The organism is Streptococcus oralis, assembly GCF_001983955.1.
Lineage (GTDB): Bacteria > Bacillota > Bacilli > Lactobacillales > Streptococcaceae > Streptococcus > Streptococcus jiangnanensis.
Genome location: NZ_CP019562.1, coordinates 414,135 through 437,250, shown reverse-complemented (window position 1 = coordinate 437,250; position 23,116 = coordinate 414,135). Strand labels below are relative to the sequence as shown.

Here is a 23,116-nt window from a genome sequence, read left to right as displayed (position 1 = left end):
ATATTTTAGATTTTCCTCTGTAAATCTTACCATCCAAGTAAAAACGAACAAACATAATATTTGTTCGTTTTGTTTTTAGATTTGATTTTCGAAGAGGATTAGGCTTTCACTTCGATGATCACGTCACCCTTGACAACAGAACCACTTGCGACTGGTGTCACAGAAGCGTAGTCTGCTGTATTAGTCACGATAACCATTGTTGTGTCGTCAAGACCTGCAGCAGTGATTTTGTTTGAGTCAAAGGTTCCGAGAACGTCACCAGCTTTGACCTTGTCGCCTTGAGAAACTTTTTGTTCAAAGCCTTCACCGTTCATAGTCACCGTATCGATACCAACGTGGATCAAAATTTCAGCTCCATTTGCTGTCTTCAAACCGTAAGCATGTCCTGTAGCAAAAGCAATCGATACTTCTGCATCAGCTGGTGCGTAAACCACGCCTTGGCTTGGTTTTACAGCGATCCCTTGTCCCATTGCACCACTTGAAAAGACTGGGTCATTCACATCAGCAAGCGCTACGACATCACCAACGATAGGAGTTTGGATTGTTTCGTTTTGAGGAGCTACTGGAATGTTACCAGTTGTTTCTTCTTGGACCAAACGTTCTGTCGCTACTTCAGAAGCAACTTCTTTTTCATCCTCGTAACCAAACATGTAAGTAAGGGCAAAACCAAGAACGAATGATACAGCTACCATAAGAAGGTATTGGAACAATTGACCATTCCCAAGGTACAACATTGTACCAGGGATGATGGTGATACCATTACCAGTACCAGCGAGTCCAAGGATAGAAGCCAATCCACCACCGATAGCACCAGCGATCAATGAAAGGAAGAATGGTTTACGGAAGCGCAAGTTTACCCCGAAGATAGCAGGCTCTGTAATACCGAGGAAGGCAGAAAGAGCAGCTGGGAAAGCAAGTGTTTTCAGTTTAGGATTCTTCGTTTTAACACCAACGGCAACAGTTGCAGCCCCTTGAGCTGTCATCGCTGCAGTAATGATAGCGTTGAATGGGTTGGCATGGTCCGCAGCAAGCAATTGTACTTCAAGCAAGTTGAAGATGTGGTGCACACCTGATACAACAATCAATTGGTGAACCCCACCGATGACCAAACCACCAAGACCAAATGGCAAGGCAAGAATTGCTTTTGTTCCGAGAAGGATGTAGTTTTCAACAACGTGGAAGACTGGTCCGATGACAAAGAGTCCAAGGATAGACATGACCAAAAGTGTCACGAACGGTGTCACCAAGAGATCCAAGACATCTGGAACCACCTTGCGGAGAGCTTTTTCAAACTTGGCTCCGACCACCCCAATGATGAAGGCTGGAAGAACAGAACCTTGCAAACCAACAACAGGAATGAAGCCAAAGAAGTTCATAGCTGTTACTTCACCACCTGAAGCTACAGCCCAAGCGTTTGGAAGCGAACCAGAAACCAGCATCATACCAAGGACGATACCAACAGCTGGGTTACCACCGAATACGCGGAAGGTTGACCATACAACCAAACCTGGCAAGATGATGAAGGCTGTATCTGTAAGGATTTCTGAGTAAATCTTCACATCATCTGGAAGTGTCATTCCAAGAGCGTTCATGAGTCCACGAAGACCCATGAAGAGACCAGTCGCTACGATAACTGGGATGATTGGCACAAAAACGTCACCGAAAGTACGGATAGCACGTTGGAACCAGTTTCCTTGTTTAGCAGCTTCTGCTTTCATGTCTTCTTTTGAAGATGTTGGCAAACCAAGTGCAACGACTTCGTCGTACATCTTGTTTACTGTACCAGTACCAAAGATGATTTGGTATTGACCTGAGTTAAAGAAAGCTCCTTGAACTTTATCCAAGTTCTCAATCACTTCCTTATTGATTTTCCCTTCATCTTTGACCATGACACGTAGACGAGTCGCACAGTGGGCTACACTGTTGACATTTTCACGTCCGCCAAGGGCTTCGATGACCTTTTTTGCAATATCCTGATTGTTCATTTGCAAAAATCTCCTTATAAAATTTTGTTCTTGTTTGAAAGCGATTTTATTCGCCCTACGACTATTATTTTATCATGTTTCTAAAATATGTCAAGCGTTTTGCAGAAATTTTTATTCCCTTTCTTTTTTCTCTGATTATTTCTGCGCGTTTTTGAGGGATATTCTCTTTTTCCTCAAAAAAATATCTTTATACTTGAGGAATCAAGGCTTTTATTTACATTTTCTTTCATTTTTTCGTGAAAATTTGCCAGATTTCCTTTACTCGATTTCTGGCAATCGTTTGACATATTTTTCTCTTTTTTAACATAAAAGACTTGCTTTTTTTGTCGAAAACGTTTACTATTAATAATAGAATAGAACTTATGGAGGAAAGATAAAATGGAATGGACAACCGAGCGCCGTTACAGACGCTATGAAGACTGGTCTAATGATGAAATCAAACAAATCAAGGAAACGATGGCACAATCTCCTTGGCATACTCGTTACCATGTCGAGCCTAAAATGGGGCTTCTCAATGACCCAAATGGCTTTTCTTATTTCGATGGCAAATGGATTCTCTTTTACCAAAACTTCCCCTTCGGTGCAGCCCATGGGTTGAAGTCTTGGGTGCAGCTTGAAAGTGATGATTTAGTGCACTTTACAGAAACTGGAGTCAAAATTTTGCCAGATACTCCATTGGATAGCCACGGTGCCTACTCTGGTTCTGCCATGCAGTTCGGCAATCAGTTGTTCCTATTTTATACTGGAAATGTCCGTGATGAAAATTGGATCCGTCACCCTTACCAGATTGGCGCTTTGATGGATAAGGATGGCAAGATTACAAAGATTGACAAGGTCTTGATTGACCAGCCATCAGACTCTACTGACCACTTCCGTGACCCACAAATTTTCAACTTTAAGGGGCAATATTATGCCATCGTGGGTGGTCAAGACTTGGAGAAAAAAGGCTTCGTCCGTCTCTACAAGGCTATAGATAATGACTACACCAACTGGCAAGAGGTTGGTGACCTAGACTTCGCTAACAATCGCACTGCCTACATGATGGAATGTCCAAATCTGGTCTTTGTAGGGGAGCAACCTGTCCTTCTCTACTGTCCACAAGGATTGGATAAGGCTGTTCTAGACTATGACAATATCTATCCAAACATGTACAAAATCGGGGCTTCCTTTGATCCTGAAAATGCCAAAATGGTAGATGTCTCTCCATTGCAAAATCTAGACTATGGTTTTGAAGCCTATGCAACGCAAGCTTTCAACGCTCCAGATGGACGTGCTCTAGCAGTTAGCTGGCTTGGATTACCAGATGTTTCTTACCCATCTGACCGCTTTGACCACCAAGGAACCTTCTCATTGGTCAAAGAACTCACTATCAAAGATGGCAAACTCTACCAATATCCGGTCGCAGCCGTCAAAGAACTTCGTGCTTCTGAAGAGGTCTTCTCAAATCGTACTCAAACCAATAACACCTATGAACTGGAGCTCAACTTGGAGGCCAATAGCCAAAGCGAGATTGTCTTGCTTGCTGACAAAGAAGGCAAGGGGCTTTCCATCAACTTTGACCTTGTCAATGGACGGGTGACAGTGGATCGTAGTCAGGCTGGTGAACAGTACGCCCAAGAATTTGGTACGATACGTTCTTGCCCTATCTATAACCAAGCTACTACTGCCACTATCTTCATCGACAAGTCAGTCTTTGAAATTTTCATCAATAAAGGAGAAAAAGTATTTTCTGGTCGTGTTTTCCCACATGCAGACCAAAATGGTATCCTGATCAAGTCTGGAAACCCAACTGGAACTTACTATGAATTAGATTATGGTCGCAAAACTAACTGATGTCGCAAAACTTGCAGGCGTCAGCCCTACTACCGTCTCAAGGGTCATCAATAAAAAGGGTTATCTATCTGAGAAAACCATTCAAAAGGTTAATGAAGCCATGCGAGAATTGGGCTATAAACCCAATAATCTGGCTCGAAGTCTCCAAGGAAAATCTGCCAAGTTGATTGGACTTATTTTTCCAAACATCAGTCATGTCTTTTATGCGGAGTTGATTGACAAGTTGGAACACCAACTCTTCAAGAATGGCTACAAGACCATCATCTGTAACAGCGAACATGACTCTGAAAAAGAACGGGAGTACATTGAAATGCTGGAGGCCAACCAGGTCGATGGTATCATTTCTGGAAGTCACAACTTGGGAATCGAAGACTACAATCGTGTGACGGCACCGATCATTTCCTTTGACCGAAATCTATCACCTGACATCCCTGTCGTCTCCTCTGATAACTACGGTGGCGGAGTCCTCGCCGCTCAAACTTTGGTCAAGACTGGCGCCCAGTCTATCATCATGATTACAGGAAATGATAACTCGAATTCACCGACTGGACTGCGCCATGCTGGATTTGCCTCTGTTCTCCCAAAAGCGCCTATTATCAATGTTTCGAGTGACTTTTCTCCCGTCAGAAAAGAAATGGAAATCAAGAATATCTTGACCCATCAGAAACCAGATGCGATTTTTGCTTCGGATGATTTGACAGCTATCCTGGTGATCAAAATCGCTCAAGAGCTGGGAATTTCTGTTCCTGAAGAGCTCAAGGTCATCGGCTATGATGGGACTTACTTTATCGAGAACTACTATCCTCATTTGACAACGATTAAGCAACCTATGAAAGAGATTGCCCACCTCACTGTCGATCTTCTCTTGCAGAAGATTGAAGGCAAGGAAGTCGCGACAACTGGTTACTTCTTACCAGTCACCCTATTACCAGGAAAAAGTATCTAAGTACTAAGAATCTGGGACAAAAGTCTAACCTTGAATATAAAAAGCGAACAAAACGAGCTATCTGACACTCAGAATTCTGTTTTGTTCGCTTTTTTCTAATCTATCGATTTTAAAAATTTAGAATAAAGAATTTCTAAAATCTAAATCTTTTTATCCCAATCTCTTTATAGTCAATGTGAATGATATTACATCTCGTTCCGTATGATACAGTTCACAGATGAGGAGTTTTACCCTAAAATCTTCACTGAATTATTTTCTCTCACAGTTTTCATCAAAAGCACCTGATTTTTGTTTATTCCTTATATACTTAAATAATTCAGTACCACTTTCGTTCAAACCTCTCCATAAAGTAGCCTCTAAAGAATTAATCCCAAGCACTTCTTCCTCATCACGAATTAAATCATCTAACTCTATCTTTAACCTTTCGTTGTATAAGCTACTGTTTTTTACACAGCGACAGAAACTTCTCTCCTTCCTAGAAAATTCTATTTTAGCTTGCTCTGCATAAAATTTTAATAGATTTGTATCTTTAAATTGATTTTTCAATCTATTAAATTTATCTTCATCCCAAGAAGGTGGTTTTACTAATTCAAAGCGAAAATTAATATCCTCATTATCAAAGTCAGCATAGCACTTCATATAATGGACATCATCAATTTCTTCAAAATAATAATTAATATAAAGTTTAGTTGAATTTAATTTATCATGATTACAATCACTACAGGATGGTATTAAATTTGCATCTGATATAGAAAGAGATGGATATTTCGTTTTAGGTAAAAAATGGTCTAAATTTCTTACCTCACGCTTTAAACAATATGGACAAATATTGTTAGGAGAAATTAACTTAATTTCATCATAGTATTCTCGAACTTTATATTTCTTATTACTAAATTTATCGTTGTATAATTTAACCATTTTTTGTTTAAATATTTCAAATTCATCCTTTTCTTTTATGGATTCTTGGAATAAATTATATTTTTGATCGCTAGCACAGGAAATAAATTCATTATTTTGTAACAGACAGTATTCTTTTTTTTGCCTTAAATATTTTGCAGTATCTTCCTGGTAACTTTCTATAGCCACATCAAAAACCTGAGAATAATCAAAGTCTTTTCTTTCTAATCTCTTATTCATCATTATTCCTTTGCTTATCATACATCATCTGTCTAGCTAAAGCCCTAGCTTCATATCCAAGTTGACCGCGAAAATAACTAAATACATCTGCTATATTTTCATTAGCTTGCACTTGCTCTTCGATATCATGTACAAAACTTGATTTTTCATATTCTAGTCTAAATATTTCATGTGTCAACTTTCCTATGTTTTCTCCATAAGTCTCTATAATCGGATTCTCTATCTTAATCGATTTTCCTGCTCTAAACATCAGATGAACCGCTGATTTTGGAGATTCCTGAACAAATACTGGTGAATGAGTCGAGATAATTGAAACTCCATTTCTATTTTGCATTAAATATCCTAACGCTTTATTAAAAGCAGCCATCAAGGGTGGATGTAAATGTAATTCTGGTTCATCAAGGATAACCAAAGTCTTTTCTTCTACAACTTCAACCAGTTTTGTCAATGTTAGTAAAACAATTTTATTTCCCGAGCTAAGTCCTTGTTTATAAAATTTTTCAATGATTTCTTTTGCTTCCGGATTATTTCCTCCATCAATGCGTTTCCAATTTTCTTGCATTCTGGAAACTATTCTTACTTCTTTTTTAAAAATAGGATCAGAATCAAGATAAGAAATAACTTTTTCCCACCTCTCTATAATATTCTTAGCCTTTATAGTGCACAAACTAACATAAAAATCACTTGACAAATCGTCCAAAGTTTTTGTAATAATCCCAGCTTCTTCATCATAGGATTTCACTCCAACATAATTAAATAAAATATCATCATTTTTATTTAACTGCTTGTAATTAATAAAATCATCAAAAACACTAAAAGATACTAATGTAACTCCTGAAAAAGGAATATTATTTTCGCCCGATTCATTTTGAAATTGGTAAAATTTATAATCTTCTTTATCATCATCTAAAATAACGCTTCTTATCATTCTATCTAAAATATAACTTTTTCCAACCCCATTACGTCCAATCAAAACATGTGAATTTGTTTGTGGTTTCTCATATGGTTTTACTTCAAAAGCTATTTTACCAATTTCATCCAGTCCTTCCTGCTTTGACTTTTTATACGTAAAATAGAAATTATATGGAGTTATTTCAACTCCTCCACGAGAAATTCGATTAAACTGATTTTTAACAGTAGAAGCAGATACTTCTCTCAGCAAAGAATGAATCATAATGTTTTCATTTCGATGTTCGCTAAGAAGATCTAAATCAAAAGCTATATCTCTAACTTTTGAAAAATATTCATTTGCTATTGTTTCACCTAAGGAAAATATATTTTGGTAGTATTCCGGCGATTGTCCCAGAGAAAAAATTTTTTGTCCTAGTTCCCGATACTATCCATTATTAACAATCGTTCTAAAATCACCTTCATCTACAGAACCAATCCCAGAATATCCAAATTTTACTTGCCCTAGATATGTAACTTCTTTTCCTTTACAAAAATTTACATTATATAATGTTTTATATCTAAATTTATCATTCCAACTAATTCTTTCAAATCGAAAGTACTCTTCTGGCTTTTCTTCTAACTCAATCGGATTAGGTAGAGTAGGATTATTGGGCGCATCATATGCATAAAAGAAAAAATACATTATTATCTCCTTTTAAAAAAACTAAAATTACAAAATATAATATTTTTTGTAAACATAACAAAAGAAATTGAGTTATTACACAATCCTATATCTAATTAGAATAATACTAAATTCTCACATTCTAGAAATTCCTATATATAATTATATCAATTTTATAACACTCAAGCAAATCTTGTATAAAGGAACATAGCTCATTAGAATTTTCTATACAATTCTATGTTTTTTCAAATAAAATAGACAAACACTAAATGATATTTGTCTACATTTCTATTCTTTCTAATTTTTGAGATTGATATCTATATAGTTTGTTTAAATTCCCCATCACTCTAAAAATAGATCGTCTGAGTTTTTTATGATCTTAAGTTTTCGAGATAGCGCTGGGCTGTCTCTAGGTTAAAGGTTTTATCTGCGATGAGGCGCTCAACTAGTGGAGCTACCTCGGATTCACTAGCACCTGCTAGAAGAGCTAAGGATTTAGCCTGCAATTTCATGTGGCCTTGCTGAATGCCTGTGCTGACCAATGCTTTGAGGGCCGCAAAGTTTTGGGCAAGCCCGATAGACACGATAATCTGGGCTAATTCTTTGGCAGAAGGATTTCCCAGTAGTTCATGACTAAGGGCTACACGAGGGTTGAGGCCGATAGAGCCACCCTTGGTCGCCACAGGCATGGGCAGGGTCATCTCACCAACCAATTCTTCCCTTTCAAGGTCCAGCGTCCATCGACTAAGACCTTGATAGTGTCCATCTCGACTAGCAAAGGCATGCGCCCCTGCCTCAATAGCACGCCAGTCATTACCAGTGGCAATTAAAATGGCATCTATACCATTAAAAATCCCTTTATTATGAGTAGCAGCTCGGTAAGGATCAGCTTGTGCAAACTGACTAGCCAAAGCGATTTTCTCTGCAATTTCTCGTCCTTGCTCCTTTTGACGGTTCAAGTAACGAAAGGCAATGCGACAGCTTGCAGTCACCAGAGAATCGGTCGCGTAGTTAGACAGGATTCCCATGAGACTTTGTCCCTGACTAAGTTCTTCCAAGACTGGTTTCAAAGCTTCTAGCATGGTGTTGAGCATATTAGCACCCATAGCTTCTTGGGTATCGACATGGAGATAAACAACGAGAAAGTCTGTTTCACCTTTGATCTGATCTACATGCAAATCACGCGCCCCACCTCCACGTTTAACGATAGAAGGATAGGCTTGATTGGCAAGTTCCAAGAGTTCAGTCTTTTTGTTTGCAATCTTCTCTTTCGCTTGTTCAGGATTAGCAACTTGATAAAGGGCTACCTGTCCAATCATCTGACGCTCATGCACTTGAGCAGTAAAGCCGCCTGCTCGCTTGATGATTTTACTGGCATAGCTGGCCGCAGCAACCACTGAGGGTTCTTCTGTCACATAGGGAACTGTGTATTCCTGACCATTGACAAGAACCTCTGGAACCAGCGAATAAGGCAGAGAAAAAGTTCCTACCACGTTTTCACTCAGCTGATCTGCAACTGCCAAGCTGACTTGTTCATCCTGCTCGAGACTCGTTTGCTTTTCAGGACTAAGGAGTGCCTGAGCTTTCAGCAACTCCAGGCGCTCATGGTATGTTTTTTTAGAAAATCCATTCCAACTTATCTTCATTATTTTTCAACCTTGCTATAACGGCGTTGGTGGTCGACAATCTCCACCAAGGCATAGTCTTGATGTTCATAGCCTGCAAATTGGGCTGAACCAGATTCATCCAACTGTACCTCTTCGAAGAAGACTTTTTCATAGTCTGTAACAGATAAGACTGTACGCTGCTGGAGTTTGCTCAAGCGATCCTTATCAAGGTAAGCCTCATAACCTTCGATCAATTCACCACTAAAGAACTCTGAAACCGCTCCGCTTCCGTAACTGTAGAGGGCAATTTTATCGCCAGCCTTCAAAGTCTCTGCATTTTCCAAAAGGGAGAGGAGTCCGAGGAAGAGGGAACCTGTATAGATATTCCCAATCATCTGACTGTAGAGAATGGATTTTTCAAAGTTTTCTTGCAAACTATCCTGCTTCTCCTGAGATAGAGTCTTGTCCATCATCTTGAGCAAGCCTTTTAGGGCCAGCTTAGGATAAGGCAAGTGGAAACAGATGGCCGCAAAATCACCCATGGTCCAATCGTAGCGCTTCTTGTATTCATCCCAAGTTGTCATGAGACTGTCCAGATATTGCTGGGTTGAATAAACACCATTGACATAAGGAGTCGTTGAATAGTTTGGACGCCAGAAATCCATGATGTCACGAGTTTGAGCAACATTATCATTGTTAAAGGTCATGATGCGTGGATTTTGCGTGATTAGCATGGCCACACTTCCAGCACCCTGGGTTGGCTCACCCGGAGTTGCCACACCATACTTGGCAATATCACTGGCAATGACCAAGACCTTGGATTCTGGAGAATTTTCCACATGTAACTTGGCATAATGAAGGGCAGCTGTCGCTCCATAGCAGGCTTCTTTGATTTCAAAGCTACGGGCGAAAGGCTGAATGCCTAACAGACCATGAACAAAGACTGCTGCCGCCTTACTCTGGTCAATTCCTGACTCGGTCGCCACGATGACCATGTCGATTTCTTCTTTTTCTTTATCTGTGAGGATAGAGTTGCTTGCACTAGCTGCCAAGGTAACAATGTCCTCAGTCAGTGACGCAATACTAATTTCATTTAACAAGAGGCCCTTGCTAAATTTTTCGGGGTCAACTCCCCTCGCTTCTGCTAAGTCTTGTAATTTCAAGACATATTGACTGGTCGCAAAACCAATCTTATCAATACCGATTGTCATATTTACCTCTGTTTTTTCATTCATTGTAAAAAATCGTTTCATTCTATTTTATCACAAATAGGGACAAAAGAGAGAAAAAAGACTTGATTCAACAAATCAAGTCTTTGCTTTGATTGTATTAGGAAGAGATTCCTCGTTGTTTTCGGATGTAGTAATAAAGCTTTAGAATTACCGTTCCACTTGCCATTCCAATAGAAATAACAAGAGCTAACATAACCACCAAAGTCGCACTGGCAATAGCATGGCTGTAATCGCCTGTCACAAAGAAAGCTGTCGTTCGATAGGATAAATAACCTGGCACCAAGGGGGCAAGAATGGCCAAGACAAAGACCACTGCTGGCGTCTTATAGAGAATACTTAAAATCTGACTGATGCAAGAGCCAATTACTGCTGCGATAAAGGTCGCAATAATAACATTGGTTGGTTCTTTGAGCACGAGATAGAGGAGCCAAACGCCCATCCCCAATACCCCACCAGGTAGGAGCATGGAGCGTTGGACATTCAATACGATCAAAAAGGTGATAATGGCGAGTAAACTCGCCACCGCTTGGAGTAAAATACTTGTTAGAGTCATCTTATGTCATCAAAACCAGGGCGACCGAAGTGCCGGCCCCTAAAGCGAGGGTAATGAGCAGAGATTCAAACATCTTGCTCATACCAGAGTTGATATGGTTGGTCATGATATCCCGAACCGCATTTGTCAGAGCGATTCCTGGAACAAAGGGCATGACTGCTCCTGCTATGATCAGGTCTGCTGTCGAAGGAAATCCAGTGTAGCGAGCCCAGAACTGGGCAATCAAGCCAAAAACAAAGGCTCCCGCAAAGGCTGTTACAAAAGGAATTCGGATAAACTTCTCGACATAGAGAGAGAAGGCAAACCCAAACAAGGTCGCAATGGCAGCACCAAATGCGTCATAGACATTTCCCCCAAACATAATCGAGAAGAAGGGGGCACTAAGGGTCGCTGCGATGGTCACTTGGAACTTGCTATAAGGAAGGAGTTGATTACCGATCTCTTTGAGCTTTGTAAAGGCTGTAGAAAGATCAATCTGTCCACCCACAAGTTCACGAGATACTTGGTTGACATCACAAACTTTTTCGATGTTATAGGAGGATGATGTCACCCGCTTCATTCGAGAAATATTAGTGTTTTCAATAGAAAAGAAAATAGCAGCGGGCATGGCGAGCACATTGCAATCCATAATCCCTTGTGAATGGGCAATACGAATCATGGTATCCTCAACCCGATGAATCTCCGAACCACTTTTCAAGAGAATGGTTCCAGCTAACATAATGACATCAATGACGGCATTCAACTCTCTCGATTCGTCCATTTTCTCCTCCTTTTTTCTACTCCCTATATTTTATCACAAAATCTTGTTAAAAAAAATCTTTGTCATGATTTCATGACAAAGATTCGTTTAATCTCGAGAACTTTCGCGGTTTCCTTCATTGTTTGGTTGATTCGTTGGAGGATTATTCCCTTGTTGATTTCCTTGCTGGTTCCCTTGATTTGGTGTTGTTGTAGAACCCTGGTTCCCTCGTTGAGCAGGGTTAGAGGATGAAGTTGACGGTGGTGTTTTCGGTTTGTAAATCGAAATCTTGATACGTGTGCTAGCAAGATCAACCTTTTCACCAGCTTTTGGTGTTTGATCTACAACCGTACCCTCTGCTGTTCCTTCAGAAGCAGTCGATACTTCAATAACCTCAATATTAGCCTCTTTTACTCCGACAATCTGAGTCAGATTATTCTTAGTAAATTCGAGACTTGAGCCGATGTAGCTAGGCATGCTGACACTGGTCACCTTCTTGGCAACTGTTAAGGTAATCGTGGTGGCTTTTGAAAGGTCATAAGTCGAACCCGAAGCGGGGGTTTGTCTGAGGATAGTTCCTGGTTCGCTTTCGCTGGATTCTTCCTCTTCCATCTTGATTAGATTTTCAGGAACCTTCTTCTCCTTGAGTTCAGCTACAACATCCGTATACTTGCGTCCGACGTAATTGCTCAATTGGAAGGATTGCTTACCAGAAGAAACAATCAAATTGACCTTGGTTCCTTCTTTTCGGCCGCTACCAGCTTCTGGATCCGTTCGAATAACACGTCCTTCTGCTACGGTATCGCTGGCTTCTGACTTTTCTTCACCAGCTTCAAACTTGGATTTTTTAAGAGCTTCCTTAGCCTCTGCAACGGTTTGTCCAGCTACGTTAGGAATAGCAATCGTTGCTGGTGTTCTTGACAAAATCCAGACCAGAGAGGCTGCAACCAATAGAAGACTGGCCAAAAGAATCATATAGCGAGCCTTAAACTTCCGTTTCTTAGCTGGCTTTGGCGCTGGAGCCGGCTCTGCGACCGGTTGAGTTGGTTTCTTTGGCTGAGGGCGTTCTTCTTGCGCCGGAGCTTTAGGAATAGATGTCAGTGTACTTTGTGGAACTTTAGGCAAAGTCTTCGTGTCTGCCTTACTCGCATCGTCAAAGACCAGTTTCGGTTCATTGCGACGATTATAAGACAAACTAGTTGACAAGTCCACATACATTTCTGAAACAGACTGATAACGATCTGACAGCTTCTTAGCAGTTGCCTTAATGACAACATTTTCTAAAGCCTGAGGGACAGATGGATTTTCAGCTATGACGGACGGAAGTGGTTTCTGGAAATGCTGGAGGGCAATCGTAACCGCACTATCCCCATCATAAGGGATATGTCCCGTAAGCATTTCATAGAAGATAATCCCCATTGCATAGATATCACTCTGGAAGGTCGCTTTAGAACCACGCGCTTGCTCAGGTGACAAATAATGAACAGAGCCTAACATTGAGTTTGTCTGGGTCAGACTAGTCTCCGCAAAGGCTACAGCAATCCCAAAGTCCGTGACCTTAGCTGTGCCGTCAGGTGTCAAGAGGATATTTTGAGGTTTCAAATCGCGGTGAACAATGCCTCGAGTATGGGCTAAGCGCATGGCCAAGAGGATTTGCCCCATGATCCGAACTGCTTCTTCGTTTGAAAGAGGATAGTGTTCTTTAATATAACGCTTGAGGTCAAGACCTGCTACGTATTCCATAGCTAGGTACTGTTGACCGTCTTCCTCACCAATATCTGTTATCCGAACGATATGAGGATGGTCCAGATCCGCCATGGCCCTCGCTTCGCGCTGGAAACGTGCCACAGCAATCGGGTCCGTCTGGTAGTTGGTCCTCAGGACCTTCACTGCCACTTCTTCCCCGTCTAGGATCAAATCCTTGGCCAAGTAAACATCTGCCATGCCTCCTCGACCAATCTGCTTGACAATCCGATACCGCCCGGCAAAAATCTTGCCGATTTGGATCATTCTGCCGCCTCCTCATTCATGTAAACAAGGGCAACCGTAATGTTGTCTAAACCTCCTGCATTGTTAGCAAAACGAATGAGGGTTGCCGCCTTGTCTGCTAGGGAAATATCACTGGTTACGATATCATAAATCTCGCTTGCCGAAATCATATTGGTCAAACCATCACTATTGAGCAAGAGATAATCTCCTGACTCCAGTGTAATCATCCCAAAATCTGGCTGGATTTCATCTTTTTGTCCGATAGACTGGGTGATGATATTCTTTTGAGGGTGAGTTTCTGCTTCTTCTGGAGTCAATTGACCAGCCTTGAGCAATTCATTGACCAAAGAATGGTCACTTGTCAACTGGTGGTATTCTTCTCCACGAATCAAACCGATACGAGAATCTCCAATATGAGCATAGATGGCTTGGTTGTCAATAAACGCAACAGCTTCTAGCGTTGTTCCCATGCCTCTGTAGGCTTCGTCCTGACCTAGTTGATGAATTTTTTGATTTTCAATCTCCAGGTAGTGGGCAAACCACTCACGAACTTCATTGACTGAGTCAATTTGGGTATCCACCCAAGCCACACCGAGGTCTGTTACCGCCATCTCACTAGCGATATTTCCTGCACGGTGTCCTCCCATCCCGTCAGCCAAGATGATCATAGTGCGTCCTGCTCGGTTGACAAAGTGATTGACATAGTCCTGATTATTTGTCCGTTTCTGACCAACATCTGTTAATAATGCTATTTCCATTGTGTCAGTTCCTTCCTATTCTGATATCTTGCGAAATTGGCTGATAAAGAATCCATCACTTCCATACAATTCAGGAGTGATCAGGATGCAGCCATCTTTCAGGATATCTTTACATTCGTGTTCTAGTTTAACCTGCTCGAACTCGGGATGACTTTCTAAAAACGCCTCAACGACTTGAAAGTTCTCCTCAGAGACAATAGTACAGGTACTATAAGTTATTATACCACCTTTTCGTAGCGTTTGACAAACACTACCTAATATTTCCAGCTGAATTTCCTGTAAGGATGTGAAATCCGCTGTTTCTTTATTGTATTTGATGTCTGGTTTGCGACGTAAAAGTCCAATCCCAGAACAGGGAGCATCTACCAAAATCTTATCAAAAGAGTCCCGACCGAAAAACTCATGCACCTTTCTGGCATCCAATTTTTGTGTTTGCACTCGATCTGCCACACCTAAACGCTCCGCATTTTCTTGGATCAAGTCCAACTTATGGTCATACAAGTCCAGAGCAGTAATCTGACCTGTCCTGAGATACGAAGCCATATGAGCTGTTTTCCCACCTGGAGCGGCACAGGCATCCAGGACCTGTTCATCACCTTGTAGATCAAGAGTCGGAGCAACCAGTTGACTGGACTCGTCTTGGATGGTTATAGCCCCTTCTGCGAACAAATCATGTCCTGCAAAGTGGCCTTGCTCCTTGACCAGACCAGTGGCAGCCAAAGGGGAATCGGTCGCATCTAACACAGCTTTGATTTCCTCTTTTCGGCTCAAATCAGCTACACGGATACTGGCTTTGTTGCGCACCAAGAGACTTTTAAAGATGGCTTGGGCTCGCTCTTCCCCGTACTCTTCCTTAAGTTTAGACACTAGCCAAACTGGGAGAGAATAGGCAATGGAATCACGCTTATTTTTTCGCTTAATGCTGTCAATATCTGGCCAGCCTTCTCGTAAGATACGACGCAGGACGGCGTTGACCAATTTCTCACTGCCTTTTTTACGGGCTTTGGCTAGTTCCACTGCTTCATTAACAACAGCGTGATTAGGAATCTTATCCAGATACCGAAGTTGGTAAGCGCTCAGAAGGAGCAGGATATAGAGCCAGTTATCTAGCTTATCCCGGTCTTGAATAAAGTGGGACAGATACCATTCCAGAGTCAGTTTTCGGGCTACCGTACCGTAGACAATCTCTGTCACCAAGCCCTTATCTGCTACTGAGAGTTGACTCCCCTTAAGGTGTTTGTTTAAGGCAATATTGGAGTATGCTTGGTTGATAAAGACATCCTCTAGCACTGCCAAAGCTAGACTTCTAGCCGTTTCTACTTTAGTCACCAAATCGTTCTCCTACAGTCAATGTACGTCCCACTCCGTTGAGGAAGGAAGAAATGTCCATCTTAGGCTTTCCAGCTGGCTGGACTTGCTTAAGAGACAGAGCTCCTTCAGCCGCTGCCACGATTAATTCCTTTTTACCAATAGAGAGGATCTCCCCTGGATTTCCCTGACCTTCTACTGGTAGGGCTTCATAGATTTTAAAGCGGTCGCCTTTGAGAAAAGTATGGGCAACAGGCCATGGATTCATCCCTCTGATTTGGTTGAAGAGTTGACGGTTAGTCTTATTCCAGTCCAACTTTTCTTCCTCTGGTTTGATATTTGGCGAGAAAGTGACCTGGCTAGGATCTTGTGGTTCAGGTTGGATTTCTCCTGCTAGGTAGCCAGGTAGCGTATCCAAAAGCAAATCGCGACCAACGATTGCCAATTTTTCAAACAAGGTTCCGACATTGTCCTCATCTGTGATGGGAATGCTACGACGAGAAATCATATCTCCTGCATCCATTTCCTTAACCATCTCCATAATGGTCACACCAGCTTCCTCATCCCCTTGAATCAAGGCATAATGAATGGGTGCACCACCACGGTGTTTTGGAAGGAGGGAAGCGTGAACGTTGACCGCAAAGTTCATGCTATCAAGAAGTTTACTTGGGAGGAACTGCCCAAAAGCAGCGGTCACAATCCCATCCGCCCCTAGCTTCATAATGGCTTCCATCTCTGGGCTTCCAGATAATTTTTCAGGTTGGTAGATGGGAAGGCCTGCTTCTTTGGCAGCCTGCTTGACTGGGGTTTCTTGGATTACTTTTTTACGACCGACAGCGCGATCTGGCTGGGTCACAACAGCTAGAATCTCGTAACGGTCATCTGATAACAACCCCTTCAAAACTGTCGCTGAAAATTCAGGTGTCCCCATAAAGATTAGTTTTGTCATTTCTTCTCCTTCTTATAAAAATTGCTGCGGCTCATGGTCAATACTGAGACGAAGCTCGCTATTTTCCCGTTCTTGAGTCAAAGACAAGACCTGGTTGAGAGTCTGCCCCAGCTCATCTTCTAAACGGTATTTAATCAAAATCTGGTAATGATAAAGGTTGTGGGTACGGGCGATGGGTTTTGGCGTTGGCCCAAGGATTTTACTAGTTTCCGATAAACCTGAGCGCAAAATTCCCATGACTTCATAGGCACGTTTGACAACCTCTTCTTCTTTCTTGTGAGAGAGGGTAATCCCAATCGTGAAATAATAAGGCGGATAGCCGAGTTGGCGTCTGATACTCATTTCATAAGTGTAAAAGCCTTCGTAGTCTTGGTCTTTGGCAAATCGAATGGCATAGTGTTCCGGATTGTATGACTGGATCAAGACCTGCCCAGCCTTTTCCGCTCGACCTGCACGGCCTGCCACCTGGGTTAAGAGCTGGAAGGTTCTCTCAGAAGAACGGAAATCAGGCAGATTCAAGGCCGTATCCGCATTGAGAACTCCGACCAAAGTCACATTTGGAAAATCCAAGCCCTTGGCAATCATCTGAGTTCCCAACAAGATATCTGCTTCCCCTCGGCCAAACTGGTCAAGAAGAGCTTGGTGACTGCCTTTCTTACGGGTCGTATCCACATCCATCCGCAGAATGCGAGCCTGAGGAAAGAGCTCTGCCAGCTCATCGTAAGCTTTCTGAGTCCCTGTACCGTAGTAGCGAATGCTGCGACTCTGACAGTTGGGACAGACATGAGGAATTCCCTTCGAAAAGCCACAGTAATGGCAGTTCATGGTCTTGGTATCCATATGGAGAGTCAGAGAAATGTCACAGTTGGGGCAGCTATCTACCGTCCCACACTCCCGACACATAACAAAGCTAGAATAACCCCGACGGTTGAGCATGAGGACTACCTGCTCTTTTTTATCCAAACGGTCTTGGATGGCCTCTAGCAAAGGAGGCGTAAAGTTTGATGTCTCATTCTGCCCGATATAGTCCCGAAAGTCAATCACTTGAACCTCAGGAATGGTGGCTAAAGGATTGGCTCGTTGGGTCAGGCGTAAGTGTTGATAGACACCTTTGCCAGCCCGCGCACGGCTTTCTAAGCTCGGTGTCGCCGAACCAAGGACCAGGGCTGCTTGATTGTACTGGGCCCGTAAAATGGCGACCTCTCTGGCATGATATCGAGGATTGCTGTCTTGTTTGTAGCTAGCTTCATGCTCTTCGTCGATAATCATGACACCTAGATTTTTCAGAGGAGCAAAGATGGCTGATCTGGCACCAACAACAACTTGAGCATCTCCACGCTCAACCTTGCGCCATTCATCGTACTTTTCACCATTGGACAGGCCTGAGTGAAGAATGGCCACTTTCTCGCCGAAACGAGCAATGAACCGCTCCGTCATCTGTTGCGTCAGAGAAATCTCAGGTACCAGTAAAATAGCTGTCTTACCCTTATCCAAGGCCCCTTGGATAATCTGCAAGTAAACCTCTGTTTTCCCACTCCCTGTAATTCCTTGAAGGAGGAAAGGAGGCTGTTGACTGCCAATAGCACTGACAACGGCATCACGCGCCTGTCTTTGTTCAGGATTCAATTCCAAAGGTTGGCTGGCTTCAATACCATCGAAATAAGCAGCTGAGCGTTGTACTTCCTTTTGGACTATGGACACAGCACCTTGTTCCACAAAGAAGTTGACTTGCTCGCGTGAGTAGGATTCTAACAAGCTAGCCAGAGGAGCACTCTCAGGATGAGACAGCAAATAGTCTCTCAGCTCTGACTTTTTCTTGGCACGCGCAGAAATCTCAATCTGCTCTAGTCGAGTAGCATCAACCTCATACCAAGACTGGGTCTTGACCTTCTTTTGATCGACTGCCTGGTATTCTAAGCGGAGCAGTCCTTTTCTCGTCAAACGCATCATTTCTGCCTGCTTGGCTAAATCTAGAGAAGAAAAGGCTAGCGATTCTTCTGAACCAAACAAGCGCTCTTTGTCTGCCTGACTTAGGCCTTCTAAAGGATAGAGAATCTTGTCATAGCTAGAGTTTAAAAATCCCGGCAACATGGCTTTTAGGATGGAGATTTTGTAAGAAAAGACTGACTTGCGTAGCTCCTCAGCCAGCCAGAGTTGCTCTTGAGTCAAGACTGGAGAAAAGTCCAGCACCTCCGCAATCTCTTTCAAGTCCTGATCAGCCACCTCTTCATCCGACTGGGACTCCAGGCCAAGCACAATACCTTGGATCAAACGATTGCCCTTACCGAAGGGGACATGGACCCGCATACCGACCTCCAGCATGTCTACAAATTCCTCAGGGACCTTGTAACTGTATGGCTGGTCCGTCTGCATTAGGGGAACATCCACGATTATCTTTGCAATAGCCATCTTCTCACCTCCTTCTTGTCAGTACATTCTTGCAATAGAAAAAATAAGATTGAGTCCCCCCAACCTTAAATTTTTTCACCATCTTCTTTTTCTTTAGCAATTTGCTCTTTGATTTTCTTTTCTTCTTCTTCTCTGCGGCGTTTTTCTTCTTCGATACGGAGACGAACCGCTTCACGTTTTCCTTCTGGATCTGGGTGAATCGTAACGTTTCCAGACTCGATTTCTTCTAAAGCACGAAGAGTTGATTTTTCAGACTTAAACTCTTGAGTTGCTGGCGCGCCTGCTTCTAGTTCGTGGGCACGTTTTGCTTCCAAGATTACGAGTGAATATTTTGATGGTACCTTGTCCAGCAAGGTATCAATAGAGGGTTTTAACATCATTTGCTTGTACCTGTTTCCTATAGTTTATCGAGTAGTTGGAGATTTTGGCAACATCTCCTGATAGTGACCAATGACACGGTCCACACGGAAGTGTTCTGCTTCGATCACACGCTTGACACGTTCAGCAGCGAGGGGCACCTGATCGTTGACAATGGCATAATCATACTCACGCATGAGAGCAATTTCTTCCTTGGCTTTTTCGATTCGTTGGGCAATCACTTCTGCACTATCTGTTCCACGACCCACCAAACGATCTTGCAATTCATCCAAATCTGGTGGTGTTAGAAAGATAAAGACAGCGTCTGGAACCTTTTTCTTAACCTGAAGAGCTCCCTGGACTTCAATCTCAAGAAAGACATCAATTCCCTTGTCCAGAGTTTCGTTGACATAGGTCAGAGGAGTTCCATAATAGTTACCGACATATTCTGCATATTCCAACATCTGACCTTGACGAATCAGCTCTTCAAACTCTTCACGAGTACGGAAGAAATAGTCCACTCCGTCCACTTCACCAGGACGTTGCGCACGCGTCGTCATCGATACAGAGTATTGAAATTGATTCTCAGAACTCTCAAAAATCTCTCTTCTAACCGTCCCTTTCCCAACTCCTGAAGGACCAGAAAAAACGATTAGCAAGCCTCGGTCTGCCATTATGTCTCCTTTAGTTAGTCTGTGAAATAAAGTAAAATTTCTCTCGGATACTGATGATAGCGTCAGTTATCCTTCTACAGTCTTTCTATCTAGTGTAACAAAAAAGCAGTAATTTTTCAACTGCTCTTTCTTATTTATTTAGCATAATCTACTGCACGAAGTTCGCGAATCACGGTTACCTTGATATTTCCTGGGTAATCGAGATTATTTTCAATTTTCTCACGAACTTTGTGAGCTAAGATTGTGACTTTGTCGTCCTTGATTTGTCCTGGATTAACCATGATACGGATTTCACGTCCTGCTTGAAGAGCAAAGCTATTTTGCACTCCTTCAAAGCCATTGGCAATTTCTTCCAAATCATGGAGACGCTTGATATAGCTTTCAAGAGACTCGCTACGAGCACCTGGACGCGCTGCACTCAAGGCATCTGCTGCAGCAACAATCACTGCAATGACGCTTTCAGCTTCGACATCACCGTGGTGGCTAGCAATGGTATTCACCACAACTGGGTGTTCCTTGTACTTACGAGCCAACTCCGTACCAATCTCAACGTGGCTACCTTCAACCTCGCGGTCAATAGCTTTCCCGATGTCATGAAGGAATCCAGCACGACGGGCAAGAGCTGCATTTTCACCAAGTTCACTGGCGATGATACCAGATAACTTAGCAACCTCAATCGAATGACGCAAGACATTTTGTCCATAAGAAGTACGGAACTGCAAACGTCCCATAATCTTCATCAAGTCTGGATGAAGGTTTGGCGCACCAATCTCATAGGCAGCAGCCTCACCATATTCACGGATTTTATTGTCAATCTCTTGACGGTTTTTCTCCACCAACTCCTCGATACGAGCTGGGTGGATACGGCCATCCTTGAGCAACATTTCCATGGTCATACGAGCAATTTCACGACGAATCGGATCAAATCCTGACAAGGTTACCACTTCTGGCGTGTCGTCGATGATGACATCTACCCCTGTCAAACTTTCAAAGGTACGAATATTGCGTCCTTCACGACCGATAATGCGTCCCTTCATGGTATCGTCTGGTAGGTGAACTGTCGAGTTTGTTGACTCTGCTACATACTCACCAGCGATACGCTGCATAGCCTGAACCAAGATATCTTTCGCAATCTTGTCTGAACGTTCCTTGACTTCTTGCTCAGCCTCACGAATGCGGCTAGCAATTTCCTTGGTCAAGTTTTCCTCTGTCTGAGCCAAGATAATATCTCGAGCCTCAGTTTGGGAAAGGGAACTGATACGTTCAAGTTCAGCTTCTTTTTGTCTTTCGACTTCCTCTAATTGCTCTTCACGTGCATCAAGGTTTTTTGCTCTATCAGAAATACTTTGTTCTTTTTGTTCAAGTGTTTTTTCTTTGTTCGTCAAATTGTCGTCCTTACGGTCAAGGCTCGTAGCTCTCTCCGTCAAACGACTTTCAATTTGCTTGAGCTCCTGACGTTCTGACTTAAATTCAGCGTCCACTTCTTCACGGTATTTTCTGGCTTCCTCTTTGGCCTCCAATAGTGCTTCTTTTTTAAGAGACTTGCTTTCGCTCTTGGCTTCATTTAGCAATAAATCCGCTTCGCGCTCAGCTTGTCCTCGTAAATTAGTTGCTTCTTGTTCAGCATTTAGAAGCATCAACTCTGCAGCCTCTTGAGATGATTTCATCTTAGCTGAGATGCTGACATATCCAATGACTAAACCAATGATGACGGCAAAAACAGCAATCGCAAGTGTCATGATTTCCATGTTTTTACCTCATAAAATTTGTTTATCGAATGACATACATTCCTTAATATTCTATCACAAAAAACCGATTTTCACAAACCCAAATTGAAGAGTTTTGTGTGAATTTTAGAAGAAAGTTCTAAAATCCCCAAACAAACTTTCTAACACTTAAAAATGACATTTTCATTAAAACATACAATAAAAAGCCTACCTTTCAGTAGACTTAGTTTGATTCTATTCTAATGGGCACTCTGCCGAAATTCTGCTCTGCGATGCTTGGGTATCCTAGTTGGTAAATCTGGTCTGCCTTTTGAGTCATAGCATCCCAAGGTTCTTTGCCAATTCGGCTGACTAGATGGACCTGCTCTTTTAGAGACTTGAGATGTTGTCTGCCTTTTTCTGTAAATCCAAGGACATGGATGCCCTCTGGCAAGTCACTTTCTCTTGTCTGCACCAGGATATAGGTCAAGAGGCGTCTGACACGAGCCTTGGTGTAGCGCTTAGTAGCAACAACTTCCACCAAGTCTTCTACAGACTGGACTTTTTTGATAGCATCCTTGATACGCACAGCCATTTCTTGATTGACCTGATAGATGGTCGTTAGGTCTGGATTTGACAAAATTTGATAGCGGAGCAAGGGAAAATAATCATCCCAGCTCACCTTACTGGCCTGCTCAAAGAGGGCAAGAGAAGGCATAAAGCGTTCTAAGAAATCTTGGTCTGATTGATGCTGACGCAGAGCTGTCGCCGAGGCAAAGTCCACTTCCTTGTCTACAGAATGATAACCCGCTCCCTGACGCTGAATCGGATGCAGTTTGATGTTGCGTCCTGCAACTGCCTTGACATAGGCGAGAGCAAGGACATGATTAGGCGTCTTGCCTGAAAAATCAAGACCAGCAAATTCCTGCCACATGGCTTGGGTTTTCTGAGGATAAGAGAGGGAATCAGGCAGATTTTCCACAAATTTCTCCATCTCAGCACCTCGTTCTGTGTATAAGTCAGCAACTTTCTGATAATCCAGAACTTCCTCTGTCCCGAAAGCTAGAGTATCAATCCCCAAGCGAGCCAAGATATCCACAGCTCCTTGGCCAAAGAAATCTGCCGCCTGAACACTGACTAAAAAGGGCAATTCCACTACCAGATCCGCTCCATTTTCCAGCGCCATCTGGGTCCGTGTCCACTTGTCCACGATAGCCGGCTCTCCTCGTTGCATGAAATTTCCAGACATGGCAACGATTTTCAGTCCCTCCGCCTGCTCAAGTAAGTATTTGTGCCCATTATGAAAAGGATTAAACTCCGCGATAATACCTGTGATGGTCATGGTAATCTCCTACTACTAG

Annotated in this window: 19 protein-coding genes; 2 read left to right on the top strand and 17 right to left on the bottom strand. The window is 42.6% G+C overall.

Annotated elements, in window-relative coordinates:
• Positions 1-98 precede the first annotated feature (98 nt).
• On the bottom strand, positions 99-1,985 hold the full coding sequence (locus BWR56_RS02080) for a sucrose-specific PTS transporter subunit IIBC (protein ID WP_076984353.1): 1,887 nt from the start codon (positions 1,983-1,985) through the stop codon (positions 99-101).
• Between the two features lie 378 nt (positions 1,986-2,363).
• Between BWR56_RS02080 and BWR56_RS02075 the strand changes: the two genes are divergently transcribed.
• Positions 2,364-3,818 carry a sucrose-6-phosphate hydrolase gene (locus BWR56_RS02075; RefSeq protein ID WP_076984352.1) on the top strand — a complete coding sequence of 485 codons (1,455 nt, stop codon included), beginning with the start codon at positions 2,364-2,366 and terminating at the stop codon, positions 3,816-3,818.
• Positions 3,799-4,764, top strand: a complete 966-nt coding sequence (locus tag BWR56_RS02070; protein WP_033606002.1) for a LacI family DNA-binding transcriptional regulator — start codon at positions 3,799-3,801, stop codon at positions 4,762-4,764. Before BWR56_RS02075 ends, BWR56_RS02070 begins: the two co-directional genes overlap by 20 nt.
• Before the next feature lie 249 nt (positions 4,765-5,013).
• Here BWR56_RS02070 and BWR56_RS02065 read toward each other — a convergent pair whose 3' ends face one another.
• The 16 genes from BWR56_RS02065 to BWR56_RS01990 all read right to left on the bottom strand — a co-directional run bounded on the left by BWR56_RS02065 (position 5,014) and on the right by BWR56_RS01990 (position 23,097).
• The gene (locus BWR56_RS02065; protein ID WP_076984351.1) at positions 5,014-5,901 is read right to left on the bottom strand and encodes an HNH endonuclease; all 888 of its coding nucleotides are present in this window, start codon (positions 5,899-5,901) and stop codon (positions 5,014-5,016) included.
• Positions 5,894-7,075: an AAA family ATPase gene (locus tag BWR56_RS02060; protein ID WP_076984350.1), complete on the bottom strand. Its 1,182-nt coding sequence runs from the start codon at positions 7,073-7,075 to the stop codon at positions 5,894-5,896. Before BWR56_RS02060 ends, BWR56_RS02065 begins: the two co-directional genes overlap by 8 nt.
• 162 nt (positions 7,076-7,237) lie before the next feature.
• A complete protein-coding gene (locus BWR56_RS02055) occupies positions 7,238-7,495 on the bottom strand; it encodes a hypothetical protein (RefSeq protein WP_076984349.1) in 258 nt (85 codons plus the stop codon).
• A gap of 350 nt (positions 7,496-7,845) precedes the next feature.
• The gene (locus BWR56_RS02050; protein WP_076984348.1) at positions 7,846-9,120 is read right to left on the bottom strand and encodes a hydroxymethylglutaryl-CoA reductase, degradative; all 1,275 of its coding nucleotides are present in this window, start codon (positions 9,118-9,120) and stop codon (positions 7,846-7,848) included.
• On the bottom strand, positions 9,120-10,292 hold the full coding sequence (locus BWR56_RS02045; RefSeq protein WP_081390685.1) for a hydroxymethylglutaryl-CoA synthase: 1,173 nt from the start codon (positions 10,290-10,292) through the stop codon (positions 9,120-9,122). Before BWR56_RS02045 ends, BWR56_RS02050 begins: the two co-directional genes overlap by 1 nt.
• Before the next feature lie 118 nt (positions 10,293-10,410).
• A complete protein-coding gene (locus BWR56_RS02040; protein WP_076984346.1) occupies positions 10,411-10,866 on the bottom strand; it encodes a threonine/serine exporter family protein in 456 nt (151 codons plus the stop codon).
• 1 nt (position 10,867) lies between these two features.
• Entirely contained in the window at positions 10,868-11,626 is a 759-nt protein-coding gene (locus BWR56_RS02035) for a threonine/serine exporter family protein (protein WP_076984345.1), read from the bottom strand.
• A gap of 87 nt (positions 11,627-11,713) precedes the next feature.
• Positions 11,714-13,615, bottom strand: a complete 1,902-nt coding sequence (pknB, locus tag BWR56_RS02030) for a Stk1 family PASTA domain-containing Ser/Thr kinase (protein WP_076984344.1) — start codon at positions 13,613-13,615, stop codon at positions 11,714-11,716.
• Entirely contained in the window at positions 13,612-14,352 is a 741-nt protein-coding gene (locus BWR56_RS02025; protein ID WP_000401527.1) for a Stp1/IreP family PP2C-type Ser/Thr phosphatase, read from the bottom strand. The genes pknB and BWR56_RS02025 overlap by 4 nt, the downstream gene beginning before the upstream one ends.
• Before the next feature lie 15 nt (positions 14,353-14,367).
• Positions 14,368-15,681 carry a 16S rRNA (cytosine(967)-C(5))-methyltransferase RsmB gene (rsmB, locus tag BWR56_RS02020; protein WP_196769367.1) on the bottom strand — a complete coding sequence of 438 codons (1,314 nt, stop codon included), beginning with the start codon at positions 15,679-15,681 and terminating at the stop codon, positions 14,368-14,370.
• Entirely contained in the window at positions 15,674-16,609 is a 936-nt protein-coding gene (gene fmt / locus BWR56_RS02015; RefSeq protein WP_076984342.1) for a methionyl-tRNA formyltransferase, read from the bottom strand. Before fmt ends, rsmB begins: the two co-directional genes overlap by 8 nt.
• A 12-nt stretch (positions 16,610-16,621) precedes the next feature.
• The gene (locus tag BWR56_RS02010; protein WP_076984341.1) at positions 16,622-19,018 is read right to left on the bottom strand and encodes a primosomal protein N'; all 2,397 of its coding nucleotides are present in this window, start codon (positions 19,016-19,018) and stop codon (positions 16,622-16,624) included.
• A 65-nt stretch (positions 19,019-19,083) separates the two neighbouring features.
• A complete protein-coding gene (gene rpoZ / locus BWR56_RS02005; protein WP_002875802.1) occupies positions 19,084-19,398 on the bottom strand; it encodes a DNA-directed RNA polymerase subunit omega in 315 nt (104 codons plus the stop codon).
• A gap of 24 nt (positions 19,399-19,422) precedes the next feature.
• Positions 19,423-20,049, bottom strand: coding sequence for a guanylate kinase (gene gmk / locus BWR56_RS02000; protein ID WP_000775041.1), 627 nt, complete (start codon positions 20,047-20,049; stop codon positions 19,423-19,425).
• Positions 20,050-20,183: 134 nt separating this feature from the next.
• Positions 20,184-21,797, bottom strand: coding sequence for a ribonuclease Y (locus BWR56_RS01995; RefSeq protein ID WP_000404963.1), 1,614 nt, complete (start codon positions 21,795-21,797; stop codon positions 20,184-20,186).
• Between the two features lie 202 nt (positions 21,798-21,999).
• Entirely contained in the window at positions 22,000-23,097 is a 1,098-nt protein-coding gene (locus BWR56_RS01990) for a nucleotidyltransferase (protein WP_049504768.1), read from the bottom strand.
• Between the last annotated feature and the right edge of the window lie 19 nt (positions 23,098-23,116).